Consider the following 24,868-nt stretch of genomic DNA (forward strand, 5'->3'; position numbering starts at 1 on the left):
TTCGGAAATCAAGCCAACCGCAAACCACCGTAAACAAAAGCATCAGAACGATAAAGCTCATCCATCAACCTCTCCTTTGCGGATCGTTATTTATCCGGCGCATGTTGTGCGCGGAAGCCCAGCAGCAAAACCTCGATCGCTTCACGAAACGTGGGAAGCAGACGCTCCATCAATGCCTCGTCCGATTCTTCGGACAGTTGATAGGTGCCCACAATGCCATGAAGCAGGTAAAAATATATCCGGGTGGCCGACAGCAGCCGCTCGCTTCCCTCCGGTAAATCCAGACACTGCCGGACAGCCTGCATCAGCAGACGGAACATCCCATTACGGACGCGGTTAATCTCAAGTTCGGGCTCCGCTTCGTCCACCCTTACGGAGCGTGCCTCAAAAAAGATGCGATGCATATTGCGATGAATCAGGCAAAAGCGGATAAAATCCAGGCTGATTTGCCTTAATGCTTCTTCCGGCTCCAGCTTTCCGGACACCTTTTCCTCAATCTGAAGCTGCAGTTCCGTTAGCGCCGGGATGGACAGTTCGTGGAGCAGCGCCTCCTTATCTTCAAAATAAATGTAGATCGCTGTATGGGAGCAGCCAGCTTCCTTGGCCACTTCCCTCATAGTGACGGCATCGTACCCTTTGGCCGCAAAAAGCCGGCCGGCCGCATTCAAAATGTCCTGCTTGGTTTGTTCGGATCGAACTTGCTTTTTTCTGGGCATCTGGGTGTTTGTTCCTTTCAGTCTTTTTTAACTAACCAACGGTTACTTAATCTGTATGTCATAAATATAACCAATGGTTACTTTATAGTCAATCCTTTTTTTAGGAGATCAGAAAGGATAAGTTTCGGAGCTTCTGCTTCCTGATCCCGCAAGAAAAACTTCCTCTAGACGCGGTCTGTCTTCTTTGAAGGTACGGCGATAGACGTTTTTCTTAAGAGATCAGAAAGTATAAGTTTCAGAGCTTCTGCTTCCTGATCTCGCAAGAAAAACTTCCTCTAGACGCGGTCTGTCTTCTGTGAAGGTACGTCGATAGACGTTTTTCTTACCTTTTTTCGTTGTCCTTTTGCGCCTGCCCCGGGCGCCTTATTGAACTTGCAGGCAAAAAAAAAGAGCAGCCGCGTCGCGGCTGCCATAAAAAAGGAATCCTGAGAGTTATAAAGAGAGTAATCGATGTCGAATTAAGCGAATGAATGGTTGCACATTCGGATCACATAATCCTATCGATTGATAAGTAAGAGCTTATTGGATATAAGCTTACTTTTAATAAGTGCATGGAAAAGTATATATCTTCCACAAGCGGTTTGTCAAGCACATACCGTCCCCATGGAACCCATCCGGTGAAAGTTGACGGTATCTTAAAATCAAACTAACATGTCATTAGGACCAATTAAATGCATGAACGGACGTTTCGAGCCGAGCCGGCTCGTCCGTTGCCTCCAGGAGGGAGATTAATTTGCATTCTACATCTACAGAACTCGCGACCCGATATTTTGAATTGATGGACAGACTTCCAAGAATTATAGATTATGCCGGTCTGGTTCGCCAGGTGAAGCTAAGCACAACAGAATCGTTTATACTTCAATATTTGCAAAATAGCGGCAGCCAGCGCGGAACGGACATCGTCAAGGTCACCGGCCTGACCACCAGCGCCATTACGCAAATCTGCGACAAGCTGGAGCAGGAAGAGCTCATCGTGCGCAGCCGCAGTGAGCAGGACCGCCGGTTCGTTAACATCTCGATTACGGACAAAGGCTCTGCGCTGCTGAAAAAGCTGGCGGAAATGAGCGCCGTCCGCATCGTCGAGACACTGGGAAATTTGACGGACGATGAAACCGAGCATCTGCTGGACACCATCCGTCAGCTTGGCGAGCTCATTCAGCTGCAGCGGAATGAGCGGCAGGCACAGTGATCCCCCTCAACATGTGGATCTGAAGCAACAAGTTCGAATCCGAAGAAAAAGGGCTCTAGAAGCGTTGTACTTTCGAGAACAAACCCAATAAAAGCACCCTGAATTGCGGCGAAACGCCGGCAAGTCAAGGTGCTTTGTCATTTATCCAGGCATGACCCGCCACGGAAGTGCAAGCTCAAGGAAGCTTGCGGGAGGTCACCTTCGCCTGGGTGAACAGCAGCAGGTAATCATGCCCGCCGGCTTTCGAGTCGGTCCCGGACATGTTGAAGCCGCCGAAGGGCTGGCCGCCCACGAGCGCACCGGTACACTTGCGGTTGACATACAAGTTGCCGCAGTGCATGCGTTCCAGCGCAGCCGAGATCCGGTTCTCGTCCGTCGAAAAGAACGATCCGGTCAATCCGAACTCCGTATCGTTATAAATCTCGATCGCTTCCTCCCAATCCCGTGCAGATACGACCGCCAGCACCGGTCCGAAAATCTCCTCCTGCATGATCCGTCCCTTGACCGGGACATCGGTAAAGATGGCCGGCCGGATATAATACCCGGCTTCCCCGACCTGTTCCCCGCCGGTCACGAGACGCCCTTCTTCCCTGCCGATCCCAATGTACTCCAAAATTTTGTCCCGCGACTTCTCATCAATGACCGGTCCGACCGGCGCGTTATCCTCTGGAGATCCCACCTCCAGCAGGTTGGTCAGCTCCGTCACGCGGGCAAGCACCTGATCGTAGACCGACTCGACGATGATCGCCCTCGACCCGGCGGAGCATTTCTGCCCCTGGTAGCCAAAGGCCGAGACCACGATGGCCTTTGCCGCTGCTTCCAGGTCCGCCGTCTCGTCCACCACGATGCCGTCTTTGCCGCCCATCTCGGCGACGACCCGCTTGATCCAGATCTGCCCCTCAGCCTGCTCCGCGGCCAGCTTGTTGATCCGGAGGCCGACCTCCTTTGAGCCCGTGAAGCTGATGAACCGGGTCTGCGGATGCGCCGTCAGGTAATCGCCGATGACGGCCCCGCTTCCCGGCACAAAGTTGATGACCCCGTCCGGGAATCCGGCTTCCTTCATCAGCTTGAAGAACTGGTAGGCGATAACGGACGTGTTCGATGCGGGCTTGAGCAGGACGGTGTTGCCGGTCACCACCGCGGCCGTCGTCATGCCGGCGCATATGGCCAGCGGGAAATTCCACGGCGGGATAATAATGCCGACGCCCAGCGGGATGTACTGCAGCCTGTTCTCTTCTCCCGGTACCCGCGGCAGCGGCTGGTGCAGCGACGTCTCGCTGAGCCGGACGGCTTCCCTGGCGTAATACTCCATAAAATCGATCGCTTCCGCCGTATCCGCGTCGGCCTCAGCCCAGTTTTTACCGGCTTCGACGACCATCCAGGCGGAAAACTCGTGCTTGCGCTGGCGCAGCAGGGAAGCCGCCTTGAGCAACAGCGCCGCCCGCTCGGTGGCCGTCGTTCTTTTCCAGGTGGCAAAGGACTTTTGCGCCTGCTGCATCGCCTGCTCCGCAAGGTCGGTACCGGCCTGGCTCATCCGGCCGACTACCTCCCGCACATGGCCGGGATTCCGCGAGACCAGCTCCTCCTCCGTGTATACCTCTTTTCCGCCGATCACGACAGGATAACGATGTCCCAGCTGCCCTTTCACGGCGGCCAAAGCTTTCAGAAATACTTCGCGGTGCTCCGGCTGGTTAAAATCGGTGAAGGGCTCATTTTGAAATGCGGCGCTCCAGGCAAACGAGTTCATGGCTACCTCACTCCCTTTTTACTTAAAAGTATTTTTGAGCACAAACCAGACATTGGCCGGCCGTTCCGCCAGCCTGCGCATGAAATATCCGAACCAGTCCACGCCGAACGGGACGTATACCCGGAACCGGTAGCCCTCCTCGACAAGCTTCAGCTGCAGTTCCTCGCAGATGCCGTACAGCATCTGAAACTCGAAGCGGGAGCGCGGAATCCCCTCCTCCTCGATGAATCGTTTAGCCTCGCTGAGGATCCGCTCGTCATGGCTGGCGATCGCCGTGTAGCTGCCGGACTGCAGGTGCATCTTGATCAGACGAATCAAATTGTCGTCCACATCTTCCTTCCGGGGATACGCGACGCTTGCGGGCTCCTTGTACGCCCCTTTCACCAGGCGTAGATTGACCCCTTGGGCGCCCAGTTCCTTCACATCCTCCTCCGACCGGTACAAATACGACTGGATGACGATACCCACATTGTCATACCCGCCCCGCAGCTTCCTCAGCATGTCGATCGCCGGCTGGCAGTGGGCGTGGTCCTCCATGTCGATCCGCACGAACAGTCGGTAGCTCTGCGCCCTGGCCAAAATTCTCCGCATCAGCTCAAAGCACAAGTCCGGGCTCAGATCCAGACCGAGCGACGTCAGCTTGAGCGACAGGTTGGCCTGCACCTTGGACCGGTGGATCGCATCCAGCGTTTTGAGGCACATGTCGGCCGTCTCGCGCACTTCCTCCTCGCTGCTCGTGAACTCCCCCAGGTAATCGAGGGTGGCCATCCGCCCGCTGGCGTTCAGCTTGCGGACGGCGTCAATCGCATGCTCGATTGACTCGCCCGCAACGAAGCGCCTGGCCCCGAGCCGGAGTCCGTACCGTTTGGCCCAGCGGTTCGCCGCCCGGTTTTTGGCCAGCGTCAAAAACAAAGACTTCATGGCTTTCTCCAAGGAGACGCCTCCTTTCGCCTACAAAATCCGGCTGCCGAACAAGGAGCTGAGCAGCTCCACCGCCAGCTTCGAGGTCTGGTTGTTCCGGTCAAGGCTGGGATTGACCTCCACCATATCCGCGGACGTGATGAGGCCGGATTCGCTCATCAGCTCCATGGCCAAGTGGGCTTCGCGGTAGCTGAGCCCTCCGCGGACCGGCGTACCCGTCCCGGGCGCCTCAAACGGATCGACGCTGTCGATGTCGAAGCTGACGTGCAGGCCGTCCGTGCCGGTCCCGGCGATCCGCAGCGCCTCCTGCACGACATGCTCGATGCCCAGCCGGTCGATCTCGTACATCGTGAAGCAGGTGATGCCCCGCGAGCGAATGAGCGTCTTCTCATCCCGGTCCAGATCACGGGCGCCGATGATGACGCAGTTCTCCGGCTTCAGTTGAACGGCGCCGGGCAGGACCTGCGTCAGCTTCAGCTGCGTCAAGCCGAGGGCGGCTGCCAGGGGAATGCCGTGCATGTTCCCGGATGGGCTGGTGATCTCGGTGTTCAGGTCCGAATGGGCATCCACCCAGATGACGCCCATGTTCGGGTAATGCCGGCTGAGCCCGGCCAGCGAGCCCATGGCGATGCTGTGGTCCCCCCCAAGCATGAGGGGAATGCTGCCGGCTGACGCCGCCGACGCCGCCTCTCGCGCCAGTTGTGAGCAGACTGCCATGACCTGGTCCACATGCTTCATACGCGTGGTGGGATAGGGCGTCAGTCTGGAGGGCAGCTGGATCCTCCGCCCGGCGTCCATATCGTAGCCGAGCTGCTCCAGCTTTTTGACCAGACCGAACTTCAGGATGCTGTCCGGCCCTTGCTCGCTTCCCGGCCGTCCCGCCCCGTAACCGAACGGTACGCTGATAATCGAAATAGTTGGTTGCCCCATACGTTTTCACGCCCTCCCTTGACCGGTGAATACCTCCCCAATTCGGCTGAGCGCAAATTCTAGTTCTTCTTCGGACAGGATGAGCGGCGGCGCAAACCGGATCGTGGTATCATGGGTTTCCTTGCATAACAGGCCGATGCGGGCCAGCGCCTCGCAGTAAGGTCGGGCCGGCACTGACAGCTGCAGCCCGATCAGCAGGCCGCGCCCGCGGACCGAGACGATATCGGGATGGGAGATCGATGTAAGCTTTTTCATAAACAGGCGCCCAAGCGTTTCGGCACGTTCCGCCAGCTTCTCCTCCTCCAGCACATCCAGCGCAGCGGCTGCCACCGTCGAAGCCAGCGGATTGCCGCCAAAGGTCGAGCCGTGCGAACCCGGTTCAAACACGTCCATGATCACCCGGTCTGCCGCGATGGCCGAAACGGGCAGCACGCCCCCGCCGAGGGCTTTGCCCAGGATGTACACGTCCGGAACGACGCCCTCCCAATCGCAGGCAAAGCGGCGTCCCGTCCTGCCGAGCCCCGTCTGAATTTCGTCGGCCATCAGCAGCACCTGATGACGGCGGCACAGCTCCCGCACCTGGGTTAAATAGCCTTCAGGCGGCATCACGATCCCGGCTTCACCCTGAATCGGCTCCACAAGAAAGGCCGCCGTGTTCGGCGTAATGGCCTGCTCCAGCGCGGAAGCATCGCCGTATGGGATGATCCGGAAGCCGGGTGTGAACGGCCCGAAATCCCGTTTATACGCCTCTTCGGAGGAGAACGAGGTGACGCTCAGCGTACGGCCGTGAAAGTTTCCGGTACAGACAATGATCTCGGCTTGATTCTCCGAAATGCCCTTGATCCGGTAGCCCCACCGCCTTGCCATTTTCAGCGCGGTTTCCACCGCTTCGGCGCCCGTATTCATCGCCAGAATCTTGTCCTTGCCGGTATATGCTGCCAGCTTGCTCACAAAGATGCCGAACGCCTCGCTCTGAAACGCCCGCGATGTAAGGGTCACCTTGCCGGCCTGTTCCTGCAGCGCCTGCATGATTTTGGGGTGCCTGTGACCGTGATTGAGGGCGGAATATGCGCTGAGCATATCCATATACCGATGTCCGTTCAAATCCTCAACCCATACGCCCTCTGCCTTATGAATGACGATCGGCAGCGGATAGTAATTGTTGGCGCTGTGCTCATCCATCATTTGCAGAATCTCGTCTGTCGTTGCCATGGCTGCACATCCTTCTCTTGGCATCATCTTCTCACCCTATGTGTATTGCTTTCCATTTCATTTCATGTTTGTAAAAAATCCCGTAACGGGCGCATGCCAAATAACCCGATGGGGCGGGCTTTTCCAAAAGAAAAAGCACCCTCCGTCTTCACGTTCTAACGTGAGTCGGGGGTGCTTGGCCGATGGCTTCGGTTCATTGCAAATTATTGCTTGGACTCCAGCGTTTGAAGGTATTCCGATACTTCAGCAGGCGTTTTGGCGAATTTGCTGTGCAGATGGGCGATTTTCTTCCCGTCCTTGTACACGAGCAAACTTGGGATGCCGCGCACATCGTTCTGGGAAGATACTTCTTCCAACTGCTCTACATCCAGTGCATAAAATTTCTTATCCGGATGTTTGGCCATAATGTCCGGCATAAATTTATCGAGCGTTTTGCAGTCCGGGCACCAGGTTGCATCGTACTTGATGACCGTGATGCCGTCCCCTTGAATCAGTTCGTTATATTGGGCTTCCGTTTGAATGCGTTCCATTATCCTATCCCCTTTGTCCATTAGTCGGTATACAGCGGTCCGGCAGGCTGCCGGACACCCGGCGATGTAAGTGTAACCAAAATCGTTACAATTTAGCCGTTACCTGTATTGTATCCGTTTATGAACGATTTTGCAAAGGACTTACATGGAATGCATCTCATGTCCCGTTACCGGAACTTCTCCGGCAGGGACCGAATGGCTGAATATAGCTGCAGCGCAGAGGGTCACGACCGGCAGGATAATATACAGCATCCAAAAGGACAGCCGGATCGGCATCAGCCCGGGCATCTGTCCAGATCCTTCCGCCCGCTCTTCTTCGTCCGCAGCCTCCCGGGCCTTGTATTTCTGGTTATGAATCAAATACATGACCATGGCGGTCATCGCAATAAACAGCGCATCCATAATAAACAGCATGACGTCCCATCGGGCCCGGGGAATCATCTCGCCGAGCATAGCGCCGTGCAGTCCGCCCATGATCCCCCCGCCGATGCCCTCAATGACAGCCAGCAGATGGAGCGGTTTGCCGACCAGGTAGCCAATCGCAAAGCAAAACAGCACCGACAGGCCGGTAGACAGTACGAGATCGCCTGCAAACATCATGCCCAGGATGACCCCGATCGTCAAGTTGGAGATCAGCCCTGTCGTCATCGCCACCATGTTGCCGGTCATGTTCAAAAGATGCTTCCGGTGAATTTGGACATACCCGATACATACCGCCGTATACACCAAGACCATCACCACGCTAATATTTAACAGCATGAAGCAAAACCCGCCTTTCTGGATGCGGCTTTTCAGGTTTGGCCGCCCCGCCCCTTCCGCCTTTTTCCGATGATTCAGCTATAAACAGCCTATTCGGAAGAGCACCGTAATATTCAGGAAGGAAAGTGCTGCAGCAGGTCAAGAAAGGGCGAAGCCCCCGTCGTTGACGGAGGCTTCGGCTGATCATGGTGACTGAGGACTGATGCACAATCTAAGGATATATTTTTTCGCCTTTTTCCAGCATGTCGATAAACTGGTCGATTCGTTTAGCCCTCGTTTCGGGCTTCTTGGCGCTTTGGACCCGGAATAAGACGGCGTATTTGTTGCGGCTGTCCAGCGTCGCAAAAAAGGCTGCCGCATCCGGATGCTCCTCGAACTTCCGCTCCAGATCCTCGGGAATTTGCGACCGGCTCTGGGATGCATAAGCCTGCTCCCATTGGCCTTTTTGTTTGGCTTCCTCGATCGCCGCAAGACCGGCCGGCTTCATGCGTCCTTCTGTGACAAGGCGCTCAGCCTTCTCCTTGTTGATCTTGGACCAGATGCTTCTCGGCCCGCGCGGGCCAAACCGCTGGATCCAATACGTATCGTCCCAGGCCTCCTTGCGGCTGTCGATCCAGCCGTAGCAGAGTGCAATCTCTAATGCTTCGTCATACGTGATGGATGGGATGCCGGATCCCTTCTTGGCCATCTGCAGCCGAATGCCGCGTGACTCGGCATGATGCGCTTTGAGCCACTCCTCCCATGCCTGCTGACTCTCAAAAAAGATCACGGGCAGTTCTTCCCGCCCATCTCCTGTTTTACTGGACATAAGTCGGTCTGCTCCTCCTTTAATCAGGAATGTGCCGAACGCCTGCTTCCCTGCTTATTTCCACGCCCGCGGATGCGTATCCTGGACCATATCGAGGTCCGCAGCGGCCGCATTGGCTTCGACCTGCTCCGGGCTCTTGCAGCCCGGGATCACGCAGTCCACGGCGGGGTTCTGCAGGCACCAGGCCAAGGCCCACTGGGCCATGCCCACGCCTTCGGGCACCTCAGTCCGCTGGATTTCCTCCACCTCGCGGAGGCGGGCATCGATGTTGTCGCGCTCATGCCGTTTGCGCACGTTATCCTGGAACACGGCGCCGGGCTTGTACTTGCCGCTTAGATAACCGCTGGCCAGCGGCACTCTCGCAAGCACGCCCAGATCCTGCTCGGTGCAGGACGGAAAGACTCGCTCTTCCGGTTTCCGGTCGAGCCGGTTGTACACGACCTGAATCGCTTTGGCGTTGAGTTCGGTCGCCCGTGAAGTCTGCTCCAGGTTATCGTTGCTGCCGATGGAAATGCCGAGGTTGCGGATTTTCCCGGCCTGCACCTGCTTGTCCAGCAGTGTCCACAGATCGTCATTGTGAAATACTTCATCCGAGCCCGAGTGGAACTGGTACAGGTCGATATAGTCCGTTTGCAGCGCTTTCAAGGACTCGTCCAGCTGGACGAGAACCTCATCTGCGGACCAGGCGTTTTCCCAGTGGTCATGCCAGCGGTGGCCGAATTTTGAAGCCACGACCCAGTCCTCACGGCGGTCCCGCTTCAGAAAGTTTCCGATGAAGCTCTCGGACAGATGATGCGGACCATAGCATTCCGCCGTGTCGATCAGGTTGATGCCCAGATCCTTCGCCTTGTGCAGAATGGCGTCCACCTCCTGCTGGTTAAAGTCCTTCCCCCAGTCTCCTCCGAACTGCCATGTTCCTACACCGACCACCGATACCTTCAATTCCGTTTTTCCAAGCCGTCTGTATTTCATTCTCAAGCCACCTCTCCTGTGAATAGGTTTGCATTTTTGGCGCTGCACAGCTTCCGCCGGGCGATACACATGTTATTTTTGAAAAACGATGCTGTAATACTTGTCCGACCACGGCTGCCTGCTGAGCACCTTGAGGCCAAGCTCCTCTCCCATGCGGGCCATGTCCGATGAGGAGATTCGGTGATCCGACGGCTGTTCGCTGTCCGGGTAAGCCCATTCCACGCAGAGCGCCTTGCCTCCTTTTTTGAGAACGCGCTGCACTTCCTTCAATCCCTGCTCATGCGGCTCGGCAATATGCAGGATGAGGGACAGGATCATCACGTCCACGCCTTCATCCCCTAGCGGAATCTGTTCTGCCGTTCCCTGAATCAGCCGAATATTCGTAACGCCCCGCTCTTCCGAACGGGTCTTCAGCATGTCCAGCATCTGCGGATGGGTGTCCAGCGCATAGACCGTTCCGGAAGTTCGTGCCGCCGCCGGAAACGTGAAGTAACCGCTGCCTGCCCCCACATCCAGCAGGTCCTCGTGCCCGGACAACTCCAGCAGGTCCAGCAGCTTCTCCGGGGGAAGCTTCTCCAGGCGTTCCGGGCTCTCCAGCCGCGCGATCAGCGTCGGGTCGTACTCTTCTGCAGCCACTTGCTCATCCTCCTTGTCGGATATCCCCATATGAGGTATCACCCTTATTTTCTTCATCCTACCATTATCAACCATAGAGACACAATCGCCTAACGGTGCATGCCCCGGAGAAAACTCCGGATCCCAAGCCTTCCTCCTGTAGGACTCAAGTTAGGCGTCCAAGGGATAGGTACCGACCCAGGTATGGATGCTCAGGCCGGGGAAATGAGATCGACTGAGAACGGCTGAAAAACTTCGGATCGGGCGGGTATTTCTAACGATGCATAATTTTTGACGATGCAAAGGATGCAGGGGATGCAAAGCAAAAAGGCAGCCTGTTCAGGCTGCCACTTGGAAGTTACTCCTGGTCTGCAAGTATATCCTGTGCTAATCCGGTTCTCTCTCCGAAAGCTGTACCGAATCACCGGTTTCTGCACTTTTCCGCTCCGAGTCACCGGTTCCCGCATCCTCCTGCTCCGCACACGGGAAGCATTTCAATGACTGGCCCTCCAGCACCACGCCATTCAAAAAACCGTTCTCGCAATAAATGTCCCTGCCGCAATCGCGGCATTTGCCGATCCATTCGCGCATCGGGCAATCCCTCCTGACCCCGCGGATTCTAACCGCGGCTGGTGTAATCCGTCTTTTCCAAATGGAGCTAAGATCAGGTTACTCGTTTGAAGTCTTTCACGCAACGGATATGCTGTGGGTATGCTGTGGATATGCCTTTGATTTGCTGTGGATATGATGTGGATATGTTGTGAAACGCTTCAGAGGTGCGGAAGATTTTGCATCAACGACTCCGAAATCCCCTTGTTTTCGCGACGTACGGCCGGCCGCCCGCCTGTATTACAACATATGCGCCCCTTCTGCCCAATGTCCTAATTACATCGTCTGCCCTGCATCCACCGTAATGACCTGCCCGGTCAGCGAATCCTGTTCGACCACGGCACAGATCATATGGGCGATATCTTCGGGCGAAGAAATCCGGTTCAGCAGCAAGGAGCCTGCCAGCTGCTCCATCTGCTGCTCGCGCCCGGCCCACCATCGGGTGGCCACTGCCCCCGGCGCGACACTGCTCACGCGAATCTCCGGGGCAAGCGCCCGGGCGAGCGAGCGGGTCAGCCCATGCACTGCGGCCTTAGACACGGCATACGGCAGCGAAGAGCCGCTGCCCGTAATGCCGGCGATACTCCCCAGGTTGACGATAACGCCTTGTTTTTGCTTTTTCATCTCGGCAGCTGCCGCCCTGGCGCAGTAGAACATCCCTTTCACGTTGACCTGGTAGAGCTCATCCCACGCCTCGTCGTTCACGGATTCCAGGTCATTCATGGCAATATACCGGGTAATGCTGGCGTTATTAATCAAAATATCGACCGAACCGAACTCCCTGGCGGCTCTGCCTACCATCGCCTGAACCTCTGCCTCTTTAGCTACATTTGCTTGGACCGCAACGGCTGTGCCGCCGCCCTCTTGAATGGTCCGCACCGTTTCCTCCGCGTCTTCCCGCGACCGGGAGTAATTGACGACCACGCGGGCTCCCCGCTTCGCCAGCTCGATTGACACCGCTTTTCCAATCCCTGTTCCCCCGCCTGTGACAATCGCTGTTTTATGCTGAATGTTCATGTGATCAGCTCTCCTTTCAAATTCCTTAATTGGGTCAGAAATTCATTGTTGTCTTTCCGAAATCCAATCACGGGACCATCTGTGCGATGCCGTTGCCAAACGACCAGTTTTCCGCCGTATTTTCCGTTAAAATGATCATGACGTCCTGCGGCCGGATGCCCGCCGACTGCTGCAGCCTTTCTGCGATGGCGGCATACAGCGCCTTTTTCTTCGCAAGCGTCCGCCCCTGCTTCAGCGTAATCTGTATAAATATCTGTCCGTTGGACCGTTCTACGTTTAAGTAACTTCGGTCGTACAGCAGTTCCCCTGCCCCATGCCGGGTAATCACCTGAAAATAGTCGTCTTCCGGGACGTCGATCGTGTCCACCATCGCCTGATGAATGGAGCGGCTGATAACAGCCAGTTCTTCTTCCGAGGGCCCCTGCCCCACATCTATCCGCACAAATGGCATGTTCCATAACCTCCTGTAGCTTCCGTTTTCTTTCTGCCGGCAATCATATTGTAATCCCGGGGCTCATATTTGTATAATTGAATTAAATAAACGACCAATTCAAAAATATTGAACCATACAGCAGGAGGCAAAAATATCATGGACCTGAAAGCTGTCAAAACCTTTCACCGGATCGTCGCCCTTGGCGGCTTTAACCGGGCGGCCGAAGAACTGAATTACGCCCAGTCCACCGTCACGATGCAAATTCAGAAGCTCGAGTCAGAGCTCGGCGTCCGGTTGATCGAACGGGGCAAAACCTTTCAGCTCACCGAAGCAGGCCGCCTTTTTCACGAGCAAAGCGCACATATCGTCAAGGATGTGGAGCAGCTTCAAGGCACCATGAAGGAGCTGCTGTCGGGGGAAGCTGGCCATCTCCGTCTTGGCGTCGTAGAGCCCATTGCCAGCTACCGGCTGCCGGAGATCCTCGCTTCTTTTCTGCGCGATTACCCCAATATACGGGTATCCGTGACGATTGCCAGCTCGCCCCAGCTGAACGAACAGGTGCTGCGGGGAGATCTGGACATGGCGATTTGTTCTCCTCCCCAGCTTGGTGCCGGGCTTTATTATGAACCGCTGCTGACCGAACATTTTGTCGTCCTCATGCCGGAGGATCATCCGCTGGCTTCCAGGGAGCTCGTCACGCCCGCCGATCTTAGAGGGCATCGCCTGCTAATTACGCAAGCCGACTGCCCTTACCGCCGGAAGCTTGAAATGATCATGCAGGAGCCCGGAGGCCCGCCTATGGATGCGATGGAAATCGGCAGCATGGCTGCGCTGAAATTTTACGTGCAGAGCGGATTGGGCGCTGCCCTCGTGCCGCTGACCGTCCTGCAGCCTGCACCTGCCGGAACAGTAATCCGTCCTTTTAAAGGCAATGCCGTCAACATCACCTGCGGTTATGTGTGCCGGTCGGCTGAATACCCGCCGCGCCTGGCCGCCTCCAGGCTATATGAGGCTCTGCAGCGGGGGCTGCCGCAGGCAGCGGCGGAGGAACCCTCCGAGGCAATCAGGCTGAATGCGTAAGTTTGATCCATGGCACAATCGAGCCCACGCAAAAAAGCCCATTTCCTCGAAATGGGCTTTTAACATGGAATCATCCGCTTCAGTCCCCGTCCTCCTCCTCAAACAGCTCGCTCAGCACACGCTTCCGGTTTTCAAGAAAGCGGCGGGTGATAATATAGTGCATCGTATCTTCATATTGAACCTCTTGGGGAGGATGAACGTCAAAATTGATGATATCCGCATCGGGATAGCCCAGCAGGATCGGCGAATGGGTCGCGATGATAAACTGGGCCTCTTTCTCCAAATCCTTGATCACCTTCAGCAGCGCCAGCTGCCGCGCCGGGGATAAAGCCGCTTCGGGCTCGTCCAGCAGGTAGATAGCCTTTTTACCGAACCGGTGCTTGAACAGCGACAGAAAGGCCTCCCCATGCGACTGCTCATGCAGAGATCGCCCTCCGTAATAGCGTAAGCTGGCAGGCATAGTGTCCAGATGGCTGGCAAAATGGTAAAACGTCTCCGCGCGCAGGAAAAACCCGTTCGTCACTTTGGGCATCCAGGACAATCGGATATGGTCGCCAAGCGCTGATTGGGAAGCATCCACCTCATACGCGTTGTTTCTGCTCCCGCCTGCCGTGTTGAATCCGCACCGGTCGGCGATTCCTTCCATCAGCGTGGATTTGCCCGACCCGTTTTCCCCGACAAAAAAGGTGACGTTTCCCCGAAACGACAGGGACTCCAAATTCCGCAGCGCCGGAATGGAAAAGGGGTACTCGTTCCCCTTGGTATGTTCATTGCGCAGAATGGTCAAGCTTCGTAAAAACATCGGTCTCCTCCCTTCACATCGATCGTCCTACCCGATCTCCCGAATCACCTGCTCAATGCCGGACCTTATATCCGGCTCCTTGACGCTGGACACATTCAGCTTGAGAAGCGGCTCTTTCACAAACGAATCAAGGTAACCCGCGTCTGCCGTTTCGACCCGAATGAACTTTTTGTGCAGCCGCTGGATCACCTGACGGGCACGGGCAGCATCCTCCAGCTTCAGATACGTATGGACACCCAGCTGCCGGGCCGGCTGGTAAGTAAACCGAGACGATTGCATACCCCCTGCATGCATCATGATCGTTTCATGCAGCAGGGCGGATCTTCGCCCATAGCAGCTGCGCATTTTTTTGCGGTGGCGCTCGAACATGCCGCTCTTGAGGTACAGCTCCAGGGCCGCCTGGGAGAGCATCGAGCTGTCGATATCCGCCAGTTTTTTGAATTGGTTGAAATCGTTCCACAGTGCCTCAGGGAGCACGGCCACACCGATCCGCAGACCCGGAAATATGATCTTGGAATAACTCTTTAAATAGACGACATGCGCGGAGTTGTCGTACGCATAGATCGGGTCCTCTTTGGCGTCCTGCTCCAGATCGGCCATGTAATCGTCCTCGATAATGTAGACGTCGTACTGGGCCGCCAGACGGGCGATAGCCTTCTTCTGCGATCGGTTGTAGGATCCTCCCAGTGGATTATGGAAGCGTGGCACCGTATAGAACCACTTGATCTCCCTAGTCTTAAACATCCGTTCCAGCTCATCCAGATCGATGCCGTCGCCCGACCGCCGGATCCCTTCTGCTTCCATGCCGTACGTCCTCAGGTACTCCATCAGCAGCGGATAACACGGCTGTTCCACCAAAACCCGGTGCCTGCCGTTCGGAAACGGAATACGCGCCAGCAGCCCCAGCGACTGCTGTACCCCAGACGTAATGAAGATACCGCGCTGATCGGTGAACACCTGGTAAGAGGCCAATTGGCGCTGCATCTCGCGGATCAAGGACGGCAGTCCCTGGGGGGTTCCGTAAATGAACAAGTCGTTGCGGTACATATCGATCGCTTTATTGATACAATGCTGAAAATCCAGATACGGAAAAATATCCGGATCCGGCGCGGCAGCCGTAAAATCGATCCACCGGTTTCCCGTATTTTGCTTTTTTCCGGACCGCTTCATCACGTAATAACCGCTCTTGGGGGCGGCATAAATCAAATGCTTGTCCTGCAGCTCCTCCAGCGCGCGGATCACCGTGCTTTTGCTGCAATCGTAGCGCTTTGACAGTTCCCGGATGGACGGCAGCCTGTCCCCCTCCTTATAGGCGTCACCCGAGATTTGCAGTTCCAAATCGTTGATCAGCTCGGCGTATTTATACATCGTAACGCCTCCTCCCCCGCTCTTTTGTACCGGTACAGATGATGATTATTGATATTGTAGCACAGCCGCGTCCCCCGTAAAATGAAACCATCAACAGGACCGGTCCATAAAGCGCGCGCAGTGATTAGGGAGGTCTGACTTTATGAATGCTTCTTCGAATAAAAAAGCGGTCGCGGCCGCGCTCATCAACGCTTTGATCATCGGATTGTCTTTTATTTTCGTCAAAATCGCGCTAAGCGTATCGGATCCGCTCGACACGCTTGCCCATCGCTTCACGCTGTCCTTTCTGGCGGCAACGCTGTTCGCTTTTCCCGGGCGGGCCCGAATGAAGGAAGTCATGCCCCGGACAGCTGCGCTGCTTCCGCTGGCCCTTCTTTACCCTTCGCTGTTTTTTGCCTTGCAGGCATTTGGGCTGCTCTACGCCTCGTCATCGGTAGCCGGGATCGTCCAGGCGGTCGTGCCGGTATTTACGATGATACTGGCTGCGATCTTCCTTAAAGAGCACACGACGTTTGCCCAAAAAATGTTCACCCTGGTTTCGGTGGCCGGCGTCATTCTGATCTTCGCCGTGCCCGGGATCAGCATCTCCTCCGCCAGCCTTGGCGGTATCCTGCTGATCCTTCTGTCTGCCCTGTCCATGGCGGGATATAATACAGGCGCCCGGAGGATGACCAAAACCTGGCGTCCAAAGGATATGACCTACATCATCACCTTCTTCGGCTTTGTGTTTTTCAATGCCATATCGGTGATTAAGCATGTATCTCAAGGGACGCTCAGCCAGTATTTCACGCCGTTCCTGGAGCCTAAATTTTTTCTGGCCGTGCTGTACCTTGGTGTGTTGTCCTCCCTGGTGACTTCGTTTCTGACCAACTATGCCCTGTCCCGCATGGAGGCTTCCCGCGTCAGCGTCTTCGGCAGCCTCTCCACCGTCGTGACGATCGCCGGCGGCGTACTGCTGCTGAACGAGCGTCTCGACTGGTACCACTGGGTGGGAGCTGTCCTGATTATCGGCGGCGTAATGGGTGTGAACCTGAAGCGGCGCCAGGGCCTACAAGCGGACCAGAGCAAACAGCTCGGGAGCTCCAAAGGATGACGCGTGTTGGGCTTTAACCTTAGTCGGCCACTTGGGCATGAAGGCAGACCAAAACAAAACAGGCAGCACAGGAATTAAGGATCATGCATGTCAGGCACTTTAACAGCAAAAAAACAGCTGCAATTTCCTGCAGCTGTTTTTCAATATGGATTATTTCATCGCTGATGATTTCATTTTTCTGAACGATAATTGCGCTGTTCTCGCACCCCAACAATGATACATGCCTCCAGCTTCTTTCCCAGCTTCTCCCTCAGCTGTGCCTACCAGTCGCGCCGCAGCGTAAACAGGTCCTTCAGCGCATCGGTCGACAGCTCGGTAATCCAGCTTTCCGTACTGGAAATGACATTATCGCTGAGCTGCTGCTTGCTCTCCAGCATCTCGTCGATCCGCTCCTCAAGCGTGCCGAGTGAGATGAACTTGTGCACCTGCACGTCCTTGGTCTGGCCCATCCGGTAGGCCCGGTCCGTCGCCTGGTTCTCCACGGCCGGGTTCCACCAGCGGTCGAAGTGGAAGACGTGGTTGGCCGCAGTCAGGTTCAGACCGACGCCCCCCGCCTTGATCGACAGGATGAACACACCGGGCTGCTCGGCAGCCGGCAGCGACTGGGACTGGAACTGTTCGATCATCCGGTCCCGCGCGGTTTTGGAAGTGCTGCCGTTCAGATACAGCACCGGCTCCTGCAGCTCCTGCCCCAGCACCCGCTGAAGCATCTCGCCCATGCCGATATACTGCGTAAAAATCAGGCAGCGATCGCCCTCTTCCCGCAGCTCCTTGACCATGGCCAGCAGCCGTTCCAGCTTGGCCGAGCGGCTGACAAGCCGTTCCGTGTCGAGCTGGCCTCCTGAGGATTCAGCCGCAGTCCATGCAGCAGCCTCATGGTCTGGCTCCTTTGCTTCGGCTGAAGTTTCCGCAGCCAAGTCCACTGCATCAACTGTGCCAGCCGAAGCCCGCCGATCAACTATAACCGCTTCGCTGCCCTCAGCCTCATGCTTTCCGGCAGTCTCCAGATCACCCGAAACTCCTGGAGCGTTTGAATCACTCAGCAGGACACTTGAGTCAGCCGCACCGTCCGTGCCTGCCGCTGCGCCCTCCGTACCAGAAACCGCGGCCATATCCGCGGGATCCACAAAGTTGTCGACCGATTCCCCGGTCAGGAGCACCGGATGGTCGCAGACCTGCTTGAGCTGCGTCAGGGCCGACAGAATGGCCCCCTTCCGCTGAATGCCCTCCAGCTTCTGCACCCGGTTCATCAGGTCGTTGACCGTCTGATCGTAGAGGGCGCTCTGCTCGGCGGTCAGGTGGATATAGGTTTTCATCTCGTTCTTTTCCGGCAGCTCCAGCTGGATGTGCGGATCCTTCTTCTTCCGCCGCAGCATAAACGGCTTCACCAGCTTCTGCAGCTGCGCCGTCCGCTGCTCGTCCTGATCCCGCTCGATCGGCTGAATAAAGCGGACCTGGAAGCTGCGGAGACTGCCCAAAAATCCCGGATTCATAAAATCGTACAGCGACCACAGCTCGGAAAGCCGGTTTTCGATCGGCGTTCCGGTCAGCGCGATCCGGTGCCGGGCCGGAAAGCTGCGCACGGCGGCCGACTGCTTCGTCTGGGCGTTCTTGATGTTCTGTGCCTCGTCCAGACACAGCGATTCCCAGGCGAACTCCTTCAGCAGGTCCTGGTCCAGTGTCGCGGTCGCGTACGAGGTCAGGACTACATCGGCCTCGCGTAGTTCTTCACGGAGCGTCGCCTCTCCTGACCGGCGGCTGCCGTAATGCAGCAGCACCTTCAGCGAAGGCGCAAAGCGGCTGATCTCCTTCTGCCAGTTGCCCAGCACCGAGGTCGGGCAGATCAGCAGCGAAGGCAGGCACCGTTCCCCAGAGGCGTCCGCCGTCTCCTTCAGGTGCAGCAAATACGTGATAAACTGGATGGTTTTCCCCAGGCCCATATCGTCGGCAAGGCAGGCGCCCAGGCCAAACCGGCGCAGAAACGCCAGCCAGGAGAACCCGTCGTACTGGTAAGAACGCAGCTCGGCCTGCAGCCCGGATGGAACGTCCAGCTTCGGCCAGGCCGACTTCTGGCTGAGCTGATTCATCAGCGTCAGAAGATGCTCGTTCAGCTCCACCTCAAGCTCGATCCGAGCCGCTTCATCCGGATCTTCGTCCGCCTCTTCTTCCTCGCCGTCCTCCCGCTTCCGGGAGCCGGCATCCTCGTCCTTCCGCTGGAGATGCAGATGCAGAACGTCCTGAAGGGACAAGCCCTGCGAGCTGTCGACTCCTTCCATCATCTGGCCGATCTGCTTGATCAGGCTGGGGTCGAGCGTAATCCATTCGCCGCGGAAGCGAACCAGCCGCTCGTTGCGGGCGACCAGCTCCTTGAATTCGTCTTCCGTAATCTGAAGGTCGCCGATCGACACCCGCCAGTCGAACTGAATGATCGAGTCCAGGCCGAACAGTGAGCTGCCCTGCCCTTTGGCGGCGACCTCCTCGCCCTCGCCGGCCTTGACCTTGGCCCGCAGCTTCGGCTTCCGCCGGCTGGCGGCCTCCCACCACGCGGGCAGCAGCACCTGCCAGCCCGCATCCAGCAGACGGCGGCTGTCCGCCGTCAAAAACTGCCACGCCGCCGCGTCGGACAGCGGCTGGCCCAGCACGTCGCTGCGCTCCGCAGCCCGCACGCTCGCCGGCAGGCTGGCGCGCAGATGCTCCGCCCACCCGGCGGAGCGCTCGCGGATGTGGGCCGTCCAGACGTCCGGCCACACGCCGGATGCCTGTCCGTCCGCATCCAGACGGACAGGCATCAGCACCGACGGGTCCAGCTTGTCTTGCAGCACAAGCTGGAGGCGCCAGACGGGCTCGGCTTCGTCCGGCTCCAGCAGCTGCAGCACGGGCCGAAACGGCGCCGCGTCCGCTTTCCAGCCGATCGAGATGAGCCACGCCTGCTCGGTCAAGCCGGCGACGGCCCCCTCTCTCGCGAAGAGCATCGGGTACTCGCGGCGCAGGTCTGAAGCCGTCGCTTCCGTTCCATAGCATTCGCTGAATACCAGCGAAGAGAACGCGGCGCGCAGCCCCTCGGCGAACTCCGGTCCCAGGTCCCTGATCTCTTCCCGCGCTTCGGCATCCAGCCGGGATTCATCCCAGTTCCACTGAAGCTTGCCGGACTGAAACGCGGGCAGGCTCGGGTTGTACCGCTTCTCACGAACGCAGGACATCAGCGTAGGAGCGAGCCGGATCAACGTCTCCGTCCCTTCGTCTCCCGCCCACTGGATGTGGGCAAGCAGGTCCAGCTGGGCGAAGAACGCAATGACGTACTCCGCCGGCAGGATGACTAGCTCGATGTCCTGCACCTGCTGAACGTCCAGCTGCGTACCGTACAAAGTTTCTTCATGCCAGGCGAACAGCCTGTGCTTCAGGTCGATGCCGGGCACGGTCCGGCGCGTTGGCGTCGAGCCGTAGATGAGCGCGTCGCCGTACCCGCTGAGCCGGGTATGGATCGTGATGGTGTCGGTGTATGGAATCATGGGATCAACTTTCCTTTCCGAAGCTCTTCCTGAAGCGCGCGCAGCCGGCTGTGGCGGCTGGAAAACACGATGATGAATTCTTCCCAGCGCTCCTCCCGCTTCAATTTTTTGTACAGCTTGGCCAGACGCTTGAGCAGCTTGACCGCGGCTTTGTAGCCGGAGCGGTTCTTCAGGAGAACATGCCGCTCCACGCCTTGATGGTAGAAGGGCAGCAGCAGCTCAGGCGCTTGCTTCTCGATCGGCGCAAGCACGCTGACCCGGAACTCCAGCGGGTCCTTGCCGGAGCTGAGCTGCACGTCCATCCACAAGCGCCATTTTTCGTGAGCCAGCAGGTTTTCTTCATAAACTTCCTTGGAATACGGCAGCATCCCGGCGAGGGTATGCCACATCGTCTCCTCCGCCTCGGGCACATGCTGGACAAAAGTATTCCAATATGCGGCATATTCGTGCAGAGGCTCCTTCCGGTGATTGCTGAACAGAGGAGCCAGCCGCACCAGCCATTCCTGCAGGCGGGCCCAATCCTCCGAAGCGGACAGCTCGTCCAGAAAGGAGGTCAGGAATCCGTTCGGGATGATGGAAGCCTTGTCCGCTGCCTGCAGCCAGGACCAGGCCTGCCGGTCTTCCCCCATCAGGAACGCAATACGGGCCTGGGCGAGCATCCACGGCAGCCGGGAGAGCGTATCGCCCAGCTCCTCTTCGACGCTTTGCAGTTTCCGCATCTCTTCCTCATGCATCCGGGTGTCTGTGACGTTCGGATGGATCCATTTCAGCCAGAACCGGTCATAAACATCGAACAGATAACCTTGCTGCCCCGTTTCCGTCAGCATCTGCCGGCGCAGGTAGTTCAGCGTCTTGGTCACGCGCGGCCACTGATCCGGCTCGGCGGCCAGATCGATCCCCTCGCCCAGCAGCTGCAGCATGCCTCCCCGCAGTTCATCCGCGGCCACCTGCACGTGGTACCCCAAAAATGCCGGAGACCGTCCGCCCGGCACAATGGGCTTGATCAGCTTGATCAGCATATACAGCCTGGCATGGAGCCGATATAGCTGCTCTAAGGCTGGAGTCAGGTCCGGCTTGACGGCGTTGATCGCATGAATGGCGTTCCGGGCATAGTGCGAGTTCTGGCTCGTAAATTCCAGCGGAGTGATGCACAGCTTGAAGAAGGCGTGCCATTCGGAGAGGCTCATTTCCACCAAATGGGCCGCTTTCTCCCTTAAAGCATCCGCCGCACTTCCCCGCTGCACAGGCTCGAGGTCTTCTTCAGCTTCCGTCTCCGGCAGATAGTGCTGCAACCTGACGGTCGTGTGCGCATTGACAATCGCATGCACGGACCGGCCCTGCCGGCTGACATACTCCAGGAGGGCGGCGATGGAATGCTTGCATCGTTCCCCGACCGGGCAGCTGCAGCGGCTGTCCTGAACCGACTCGGGATTCAGGTGGACACGGTAAGCCTCCCCGCCCTTCACCACGGCCTCAATTTCGCCATCCCCGCCGATCGACAGTTCCGCCACCCGGCCCTGCTTATAATATTGAAATCCGCGTTTGATCGTCAGGTCGTTATAATACTCCGCAACGCTGCGGATCAACTCTTGCCACTGTATATCGTTTAAAGTTTGGTTCACACTCATGATTGTTCATCGTCTCCTGAGAGAGCGTTAGGAAAAAGCGTGAGGAACCCCCACGCTTTCCCTACAGCAGTTCGTTTCTTTTTTTCAAATACCGGTACAGCACGAAGCTGACCGCCGAGCAGATCAGGGCGCATAAGCCGATAAACGAATATCCGGCCTGCAGTCCCCGGACCAGGCCTTCAGGGGTGCCGGCACCAAAGATATGCTTTACCCCGCTCGTGATGGCGCCGATCAGATAATTGCCGATCACGCTGCCGACCCCCATCAGGGTGACGGTGAAGGTGATGGCCGTATCGCTTCCTTTCACGTAACGCTTGGCGATGACCGCCATGACGGTCGGATAAATCGGAGCAATGCCGATGCCTGCGGCCGCAAACAGGAACGCGCCCCCTTCCCCGCTGACAATGGCGGCGAACGTGCACAGCCCCGAGAAGCCGGAGAGGATCATCAGCGACAGAATAAAGCCGATCCGGTCCGTTACCGGGCCTAGGAAAAGGCGTGCCAGTGAGAAACAAAGGAAAAAGATCGAGAGCATGCCCGAAGCTGCCGTCTGGTCCCAGTGATAGCTTTTCTCCAGAAAATTCACCAGCCAGCTGCCCACGGCCATTTCCGAAATGACTCCGAAGGTCAGCAGCAGCACAATCATCCACAAGGCCCGGTCCTTGGTCAGCATCCACAGCGAGATCCGGTCCTCCTGGACGGTATCGTCGCCCGGAAACCGGCCGAGCAGCGCCGGGATCATCGGAATCACTGCCAGCGCGAGCATCACCATATACATCTCACGCCAGCCGAGCGTTAAGCCCATGATCGAAACGGACATTAAACCTGAGGCGATCATCGGCGCCACGATCGAACTGAGCCCGTAGAAAAAGTGCGACAAGTTCATCATCGTCCCGGTATTGCGCACGAAAATCCGCGCTCCCAGAATCGCCAGGCCGATTTCCAGCATGCCGTTGCCGATGTACATGAAAAAATAGGACGCCGAAAATAGAGGGTATGTTCGCGACAATAAGATGAAGACGCCCGAGAGAACCATCGATCCGAACGAGATCATGCTGACCCATTTGATCCCGATCTTGCGGGTAATATACCCTGTGAAGGAACAGGCCAGCAGATACCCGAGCGAATTGAGCGAGAGCAGGGTTCCAAGCTGCTGCTCGTCGAGTCCGAAATCCGCCTGGATGCGGGGAATCGCCGGACCCTTGATATTTTCCGAAAACCCAAAAATGATGAACCCGATAAAAACGGTCGCCAGCTGCAGCATATAGTTGCGGCCGGCCGGCTTGGCCGTTTTCACGTCGTTCAATTCCGCCTGTGTCTGCAATGATAAATCTCCTTAATCATAAAGTGAATGAACGTTTTATAGCATTAAACCCATTTGGGGTAGGCATTCTCCAAATTCGCTCTGGACACCAGCCCCTTCTGCAGCATCGGGTGCGGCACGATCCGGTTATACGTTCTGATTTTGTCGTTAACCGCTTCGAGTTCGGCCCGAAGCTCGTGATCCGAGCCGGGATTGTCAGCCAGACGCTTCAAATCCGCGGCGATTTCCTTCCGCAGCTCGGCCCAAGGAGGCTGATAATTGTTTTTCTTCAAAATGCTGCTGAACACATCTTCGTCGTCGATCTTATGCGGCTTGCCTTTGCCTGGCAAATCGTCAAACCCGCCCCGCTTCGCAAAATCGTCAATAGCCGATTCCACCAGCCCGTACCGCGTGGACATGTTCTGGTAACGGTCTTCCGCTTCGGCCTTTTCGTCTTGATCTTTGGCTTCTTTGTTCTGATCTTCCCGTTCCACCCCAGTCACCTCTCCTTATGCCAGGATCGCCGATCCGTTATTTGGAGCCTATCGCATTTCGTATAACCCCATTGTAGCATACCCCGGTCTTCCCTCTGCATGTCGTATTTCGAAAAGGCCGCAAATGATCATCAGAGCTTTATAAATTCTTGATAATTGCCCCTTACCATAACATTAACAACCAACAAGAGAGGAAGTTATTCATGAAAATAACATCTATTCGCTCCGCGGCGGCATTCAGCATAACCGTGCTGCTGCTTACCCTGCTGGCCAATCTGTCCGGAGGCATGAATCTCGTCGCCATCAGCCAGCTTGCTCCAATGATCACCGTGCTGCTGATGCTGATCTTTGTATCCGGAAGGAAAGATTCTCTACGTTCGTCGGGGCTCGGCACGTTTGGCGGTCTCCGCTGGTATTTTGCCGCTATCTTGTCCATCGTCCCGATTGGAATCGGGTTTCTTGCCGCGTGGGCTTTCGGGATCGTCCAACTGCCGTCGGCCGAATTCCTGAGCCAAGGCACCGCTCGCTTCACCGTTTCCGAATATGCCTGGTATATCACCAAAAGCTCCTGGGCTCCTCAGATGCTGATCAGCATGCTGATCTTTTCCTTCGGAGAGGAAATCGGCTGGCGCGGCTACCTGCAGCCCAAGCTGACGGAGGCTTACAGCATTCGAAAGTCCATTCTGATCACCGCCGCCGTGTGGGCCTGCTTCCACTATCCTTTTTATTTAAACCAATACAATACGGACGGGAATGTGTGGATCAACCTGGTGCTGTTTACTGTCATGATCTTTCCGTTATCCGTGTTTATGGGCTGGGTCCGCTGGCGCAGCCGCAGTATCTGGCCGGTCGTTCTCATTCATATGGTCATCAATTTGTCGCGGAGCTGGCTGGAGCAGCTGTTCTTCGATAAAGCTTCGGGCTGGTCTTACGTGGCCGGGGAGAGCGGGGTCATCACCATTGCGGTATGGGCGGCCTGCGCGGCTGTAATCTGGATCAAGCTTGGAAAAAGCACCCGAGCTAAAAAAGCATCCGGTGAGCTGTCCGAGGTTAACGCGGGGTCATGCGGAGGTTAACGCGGAGCAAAGCGGGACCCTTTTTGCTGAAATTTTTGTTGCGCTATAAGGAACTTG

At 56.8% G+C, this 24,868-nt stretch carries 23 protein-coding genes; 4 read left to right on the forward strand and 19 right to left on the reverse strand.

Annotated elements, in window-relative coordinates; all coding sequences use genetic code 11:
* Nucleotides 1-86 precede the first annotated feature (86 nt).
* Nucleotides 87-716 (reverse strand): TetR/AcrR family transcriptional regulator, encoded by a 630-nt coding sequence (locus IAE55_RS27550; RefSeq protein ID WP_200634420.1) that lies wholly within the window; start codon nt 714-716, stop codon nt 87-89.
* Nucleotides 717-1,449: 733 nt separating this feature from the next.
* Between IAE55_RS27550 and IAE55_RS27555 the strand changes: the two genes are divergently transcribed.
* Nucleotides 1,450-1,905 carry a MarR family winged helix-turn-helix transcriptional regulator gene (locus IAE55_RS27555; protein WP_076176161.1) on the forward strand — a complete coding sequence of 152 codons (456 nt, stop codon included), beginning with the start codon at nt 1,450-1,452 and terminating at the stop codon, nt 1,903-1,905.
* 175 nt (nt 1,906-2,080) lie between these two features.
* Here IAE55_RS27555 and pruA read toward each other — a convergent pair whose 3' ends face one another.
* The 12 genes from pruA to IAE55_RS27615 form a co-directional block, all read right to left on the reverse strand.
* Nucleotides 2,081-3,652: an L-glutamate gamma-semialdehyde dehydrogenase gene (gene pruA, locus IAE55_RS27560; RefSeq protein ID WP_200634421.1), complete on the reverse strand. Its 1,572-nt coding sequence runs from the start codon at nt 3,650-3,652 to the stop codon at nt 2,081-2,083.
* Between the two features lie 18 nt (nt 3,653-3,670).
* Complete coding sequence (locus tag IAE55_RS27565; RefSeq protein WP_200634422.1) at nt 3,671-4,585, reverse strand: proline dehydrogenase family protein; 915 nt, start codon at nt 4,583-4,585, stop codon at nt 3,671-3,673.
* An 18-nt stretch (nt 4,586-4,603) separates the two neighbouring features.
* Complete coding sequence (gene rocF, locus IAE55_RS27570) at nt 4,604-5,503, reverse strand: arginase (protein WP_200634423.1); 900 nt, start codon at nt 5,501-5,503, stop codon at nt 4,604-4,606.
* Between the two features lie 6 nt (nt 5,504-5,509).
* Nucleotides 5,510-6,715, reverse strand: a complete 1,206-nt coding sequence (gene rocD, locus IAE55_RS27575) for an ornithine--oxo-acid transaminase (RefSeq protein ID WP_200634424.1) — start codon at nt 6,713-6,715, stop codon at nt 5,510-5,512.
* Between the two features lie 203 nt (nt 6,716-6,918).
* Nucleotides 6,919-7,245, reverse strand: a complete 327-nt coding sequence (locus tag IAE55_RS27580; protein ID WP_200634425.1) for a thioredoxin family protein — start codon at nt 7,243-7,245, stop codon at nt 6,919-6,921.
* Between the two features lie 141 nt (nt 7,246-7,386).
* Nucleotides 7,387-8,004: a hypothetical protein gene (locus IAE55_RS27585; protein ID WP_200634426.1), complete on the reverse strand. Its 618-nt coding sequence runs from the start codon at nt 8,002-8,004 to the stop codon at nt 7,387-7,389.
* A 211-nt stretch (nt 8,005-8,215) separates the two neighbouring features.
* Complete coding sequence (locus IAE55_RS27590) at nt 8,216-8,812, reverse strand: YdeI/OmpD-associated family protein (protein ID WP_192717502.1); 597 nt, start codon at nt 8,810-8,812, stop codon at nt 8,216-8,218.
* Between the two features lie 54 nt (nt 8,813-8,866).
* Nucleotides 8,867-9,784 (reverse strand): aldo/keto reductase, encoded by a 918-nt coding sequence (locus IAE55_RS27595; protein ID WP_192717501.1) that lies wholly within the window; start codon nt 9,782-9,784, stop codon nt 8,867-8,869.
* A gap of 72 nt (nt 9,785-9,856) precedes the next feature.
* Nucleotides 9,857-10,420 carry a class I SAM-dependent methyltransferase gene (locus IAE55_RS27600; RefSeq protein ID WP_200634427.1) on the reverse strand — a complete coding sequence of 188 codons (564 nt, stop codon included), beginning with the start codon at nt 10,418-10,420 and terminating at the stop codon, nt 9,857-9,859.
* Between the two features lie 366 nt (nt 10,421-10,786).
* On the reverse strand, nt 10,787-10,990 hold the full coding sequence (locus tag IAE55_RS27605) for a hypothetical protein (RefSeq protein ID WP_200634452.1): 204 nt from the start codon (nt 10,988-10,990) through the stop codon (nt 10,787-10,789).
* A gap of 294 nt (nt 10,991-11,284) precedes the next feature.
* A complete protein-coding gene (locus IAE55_RS27610; protein WP_105445321.1) occupies nt 11,285-12,025 on the reverse strand; it encodes an SDR family NAD(P)-dependent oxidoreductase in 741 nt (246 codons plus the stop codon).
* A 67-nt stretch (nt 12,026-12,092) separates the two neighbouring features.
* On the reverse strand, nt 12,093-12,476 hold the full coding sequence (locus IAE55_RS27615) for a tautomerase family protein (RefSeq protein WP_200634428.1): 384 nt from the start codon (nt 12,474-12,476) through the stop codon (nt 12,093-12,095).
* 138 nt (nt 12,477-12,614) lie between these two features.
* Between IAE55_RS27615 and IAE55_RS27620 the strand changes: the two genes are divergently transcribed.
* Nucleotides 12,615-13,538 (forward strand): LysR family transcriptional regulator, encoded by a 924-nt coding sequence (locus IAE55_RS27620; RefSeq protein WP_200634429.1) that lies wholly within the window; start codon nt 12,615-12,617, stop codon nt 13,536-13,538.
* A gap of 79 nt (nt 13,539-13,617) precedes the next feature.
* On the opposite strand, the gene IAE55_RS27625 is transcribed toward IAE55_RS27620, so the two are convergent.
* Both IAE55_RS27625 and IAE55_RS27630 read right to left on the reverse strand, forming a co-directional pair.
* Nucleotides 13,618-14,340 carry an AAA family ATPase gene (locus IAE55_RS27625; RefSeq protein ID WP_076176189.1) on the reverse strand — a complete coding sequence of 241 codons (723 nt, stop codon included), beginning with the start codon at nt 14,338-14,340 and terminating at the stop codon, nt 13,618-13,620.
* A 27-nt stretch (nt 14,341-14,367) separates the two neighbouring features.
* The gene (locus tag IAE55_RS27630) at nt 14,368-15,708 is read right to left on the reverse strand and encodes an aminotransferase-like domain-containing protein (protein WP_200634430.1); all 1,341 of its coding nucleotides are present in this window, start codon (nt 15,706-15,708) and stop codon (nt 14,368-14,370) included.
* 142 nt (nt 15,709-15,850) lie between these two features.
* Here IAE55_RS27630 and IAE55_RS27635 point away from each other — a divergent pair, with 142 nt between their 5' ends.
* The gene (locus IAE55_RS27635) at nt 15,851-16,801 is read left to right on the forward strand and encodes a DMT family transporter (RefSeq protein ID WP_200634431.1); all 951 of its coding nucleotides are present in this window, start codon (nt 15,851-15,853) and stop codon (nt 16,799-16,801) included.
* A gap of 260 nt (nt 16,802-17,061) precedes the next feature.
* Here IAE55_RS27635 and IAE55_RS27645 read toward each other — a convergent pair whose 3' ends face one another.
* From IAE55_RS27645 to IAE55_RS27660, 4 genes are all read right to left on the reverse strand, one after another.
* On the reverse strand, nt 17,062-20,310 hold the full coding sequence (locus IAE55_RS27645; RefSeq protein WP_234489913.1) for a DEAD/DEAH box helicase: 3,249 nt from the start codon (nt 20,308-20,310) through the stop codon (nt 17,062-17,064).
* The gene (locus IAE55_RS27650; protein ID WP_200634432.1) at nt 20,307-21,938 is read right to left on the reverse strand and encodes an SWIM zinc finger family protein; all 1,632 of its coding nucleotides are present in this window, start codon (nt 21,936-21,938) and stop codon (nt 20,307-20,309) included. The genes IAE55_RS27645 and IAE55_RS27650 overlap by 4 nt, the downstream gene beginning before the upstream one ends.
* Nucleotides 21,939-21,999: 61 nt before the next feature.
* On the reverse strand, nt 22,000-23,202 hold the full coding sequence (locus IAE55_RS27655) for an MFS transporter (protein ID WP_145165108.1): 1,203 nt from the start codon (nt 23,200-23,202) through the stop codon (nt 22,000-22,002).
* Nucleotides 23,203-23,306: 104 nt separating this feature from the next.
* Nucleotides 23,307-23,735 carry a J-domain-containing protein gene (locus tag IAE55_RS27660; protein WP_325168692.1) on the reverse strand — a complete coding sequence of 143 codons (429 nt, stop codon included), beginning with the start codon at nt 23,733-23,735 and terminating at the stop codon, nt 23,307-23,309.
* A 203-nt stretch (nt 23,736-23,938) separates the two neighbouring features.
* Here IAE55_RS27660 and IAE55_RS27665 point away from each other — a divergent pair, with 203 nt between their 5' ends.
* Entirely contained in the window at nt 23,939-24,811 is an 873-nt protein-coding gene (locus tag IAE55_RS27665; protein WP_200634433.1) for a CPBP family intramembrane glutamic endopeptidase, read from the forward strand.
* Nucleotides 24,812-24,868: the final 57 nt, after the last annotated feature.

Origin of the sequence: Paenibacillus sp. S28 (assembly GCF_016624415.1) — a bacterium.
Classification (GTDB): domain Bacteria; phylum Bacillota; class Bacilli; order Paenibacillales; family Paenibacillaceae; genus Paenibacillus_AQ; species Paenibacillus_AQ favisporus.

Bases quoted from the DNA above. Each gene is read 5' to 3' on its own strand.
- IAE55_RS27550 (WP_200634420.1), bottom strand. From the start codon at position 716: ATGCCCAGAAAAAAGCAAGTTCGATCCGAACAAACCAAGCAGGACATT.
- pruA (WP_200634421.1), bottom strand. From the start codon at position 3,652: ATGAACTCGTTTGCCTGGAGCGCCGCATTTCAAAATGAGCCCTTCACC.
- rocF (WP_200634423.1), bottom strand. From the start codon at position 5,503: ATGGGGCAACCAACTATTTCGATTATCAGCGTACCGTTCGGTTACGGG.
- rocD (WP_200634424.1), bottom strand. From the start codon at position 6,715: ATGGCAACGACAGACGAGATTCTGCAAATGATGGATGAGCACAGCGCC.
- IAE55_RS27580 (WP_200634425.1), bottom strand. From the start codon at position 7,245: ATGGAACGCATTCAAACGGAAGCCCAATATAACGAACTGATTCAAGGG.
- IAE55_RS27585 (WP_200634426.1), bottom strand. From the start codon at position 8,004: ATGCTGTTAAATATTAGCGTGGTGATGGTCTTGGTGTATACGGCGGTA.
- IAE55_RS27590 (WP_192717502.1), bottom strand. From the start codon at position 8,812: ATGTCCAGTAAAACAGGAGATGGGCGGGAAGAACTGCCCGTGATCTTT.
- IAE55_RS27595 (WP_192717501.1), bottom strand. From the start codon at position 9,784: ATGAAATACAGACGGCTTGGAAAAACGGAATTGAAGGTATCGGTGGTC.
- IAE55_RS27605 (WP_200634452.1), bottom strand. From the start codon at position 10,990: ATGCGCGAATGGATCGGCAAATGCCGCGATTGCGGCAGGGACATTTAT.
- IAE55_RS27610 (WP_105445321.1), bottom strand. From the start codon at position 12,025: ATGAACATTCAGCATAAAACAGCGATTGTCACAGGCGGGGGAACAGGG.
- IAE55_RS27615 (WP_200634428.1), bottom strand. From the start codon at position 12,476: ATGCCATTTGTGCGGATAGATGTGGGGCAGGGGCCCTCGGAAGAAGAA.
- IAE55_RS27620 (WP_200634429.1), top strand. From the start codon at position 12,615: ATGGACCTGAAAGCTGTCAAAACCTTTCACCGGATCGTCGCCCTTGGC.
- IAE55_RS27625 (WP_076176189.1), bottom strand. From the start codon at position 14,340: ATGTTTTTACGAAGCTTGACCATTCTGCGCAATGAACATACCAAGGGG.
- IAE55_RS27630 (WP_200634430.1), bottom strand. From the start codon at position 15,708: ATGTATAAATACGCCGAGCTGATCAACGATTTGGAACTGCAAATCTCG.
- IAE55_RS27635 (WP_200634431.1), top strand. From the start codon at position 15,851: ATGAATGCTTCTTCGAATAAAAAAGCGGTCGCGGCCGCGCTCATCAAC.
- IAE55_RS27645 (WP_234489913.1), bottom strand. From the start codon at position 20,310: ATGATTCCATACACCGACACCATCACGATCCATACCCGGCTCAGCGGG.
- IAE55_RS27650 (WP_200634432.1), bottom strand. From the start codon at position 21,938: ATGAGTGTGAACCAAACTTTAAACGATATACAGTGGCAAGAGTTGATC.
- IAE55_RS27655 (WP_145165108.1), bottom strand. From the start codon at position 23,202: ATGCTGCAGCTGGCGACCGTTTTTATCGGGTTCATCATTTTTGGGTTT.
- IAE55_RS27665 (WP_200634433.1), top strand. From the start codon at position 23,939: ATGAAAATAACATCTATTCGCTCCGCGGCGGCATTCAGCATAACCGTG.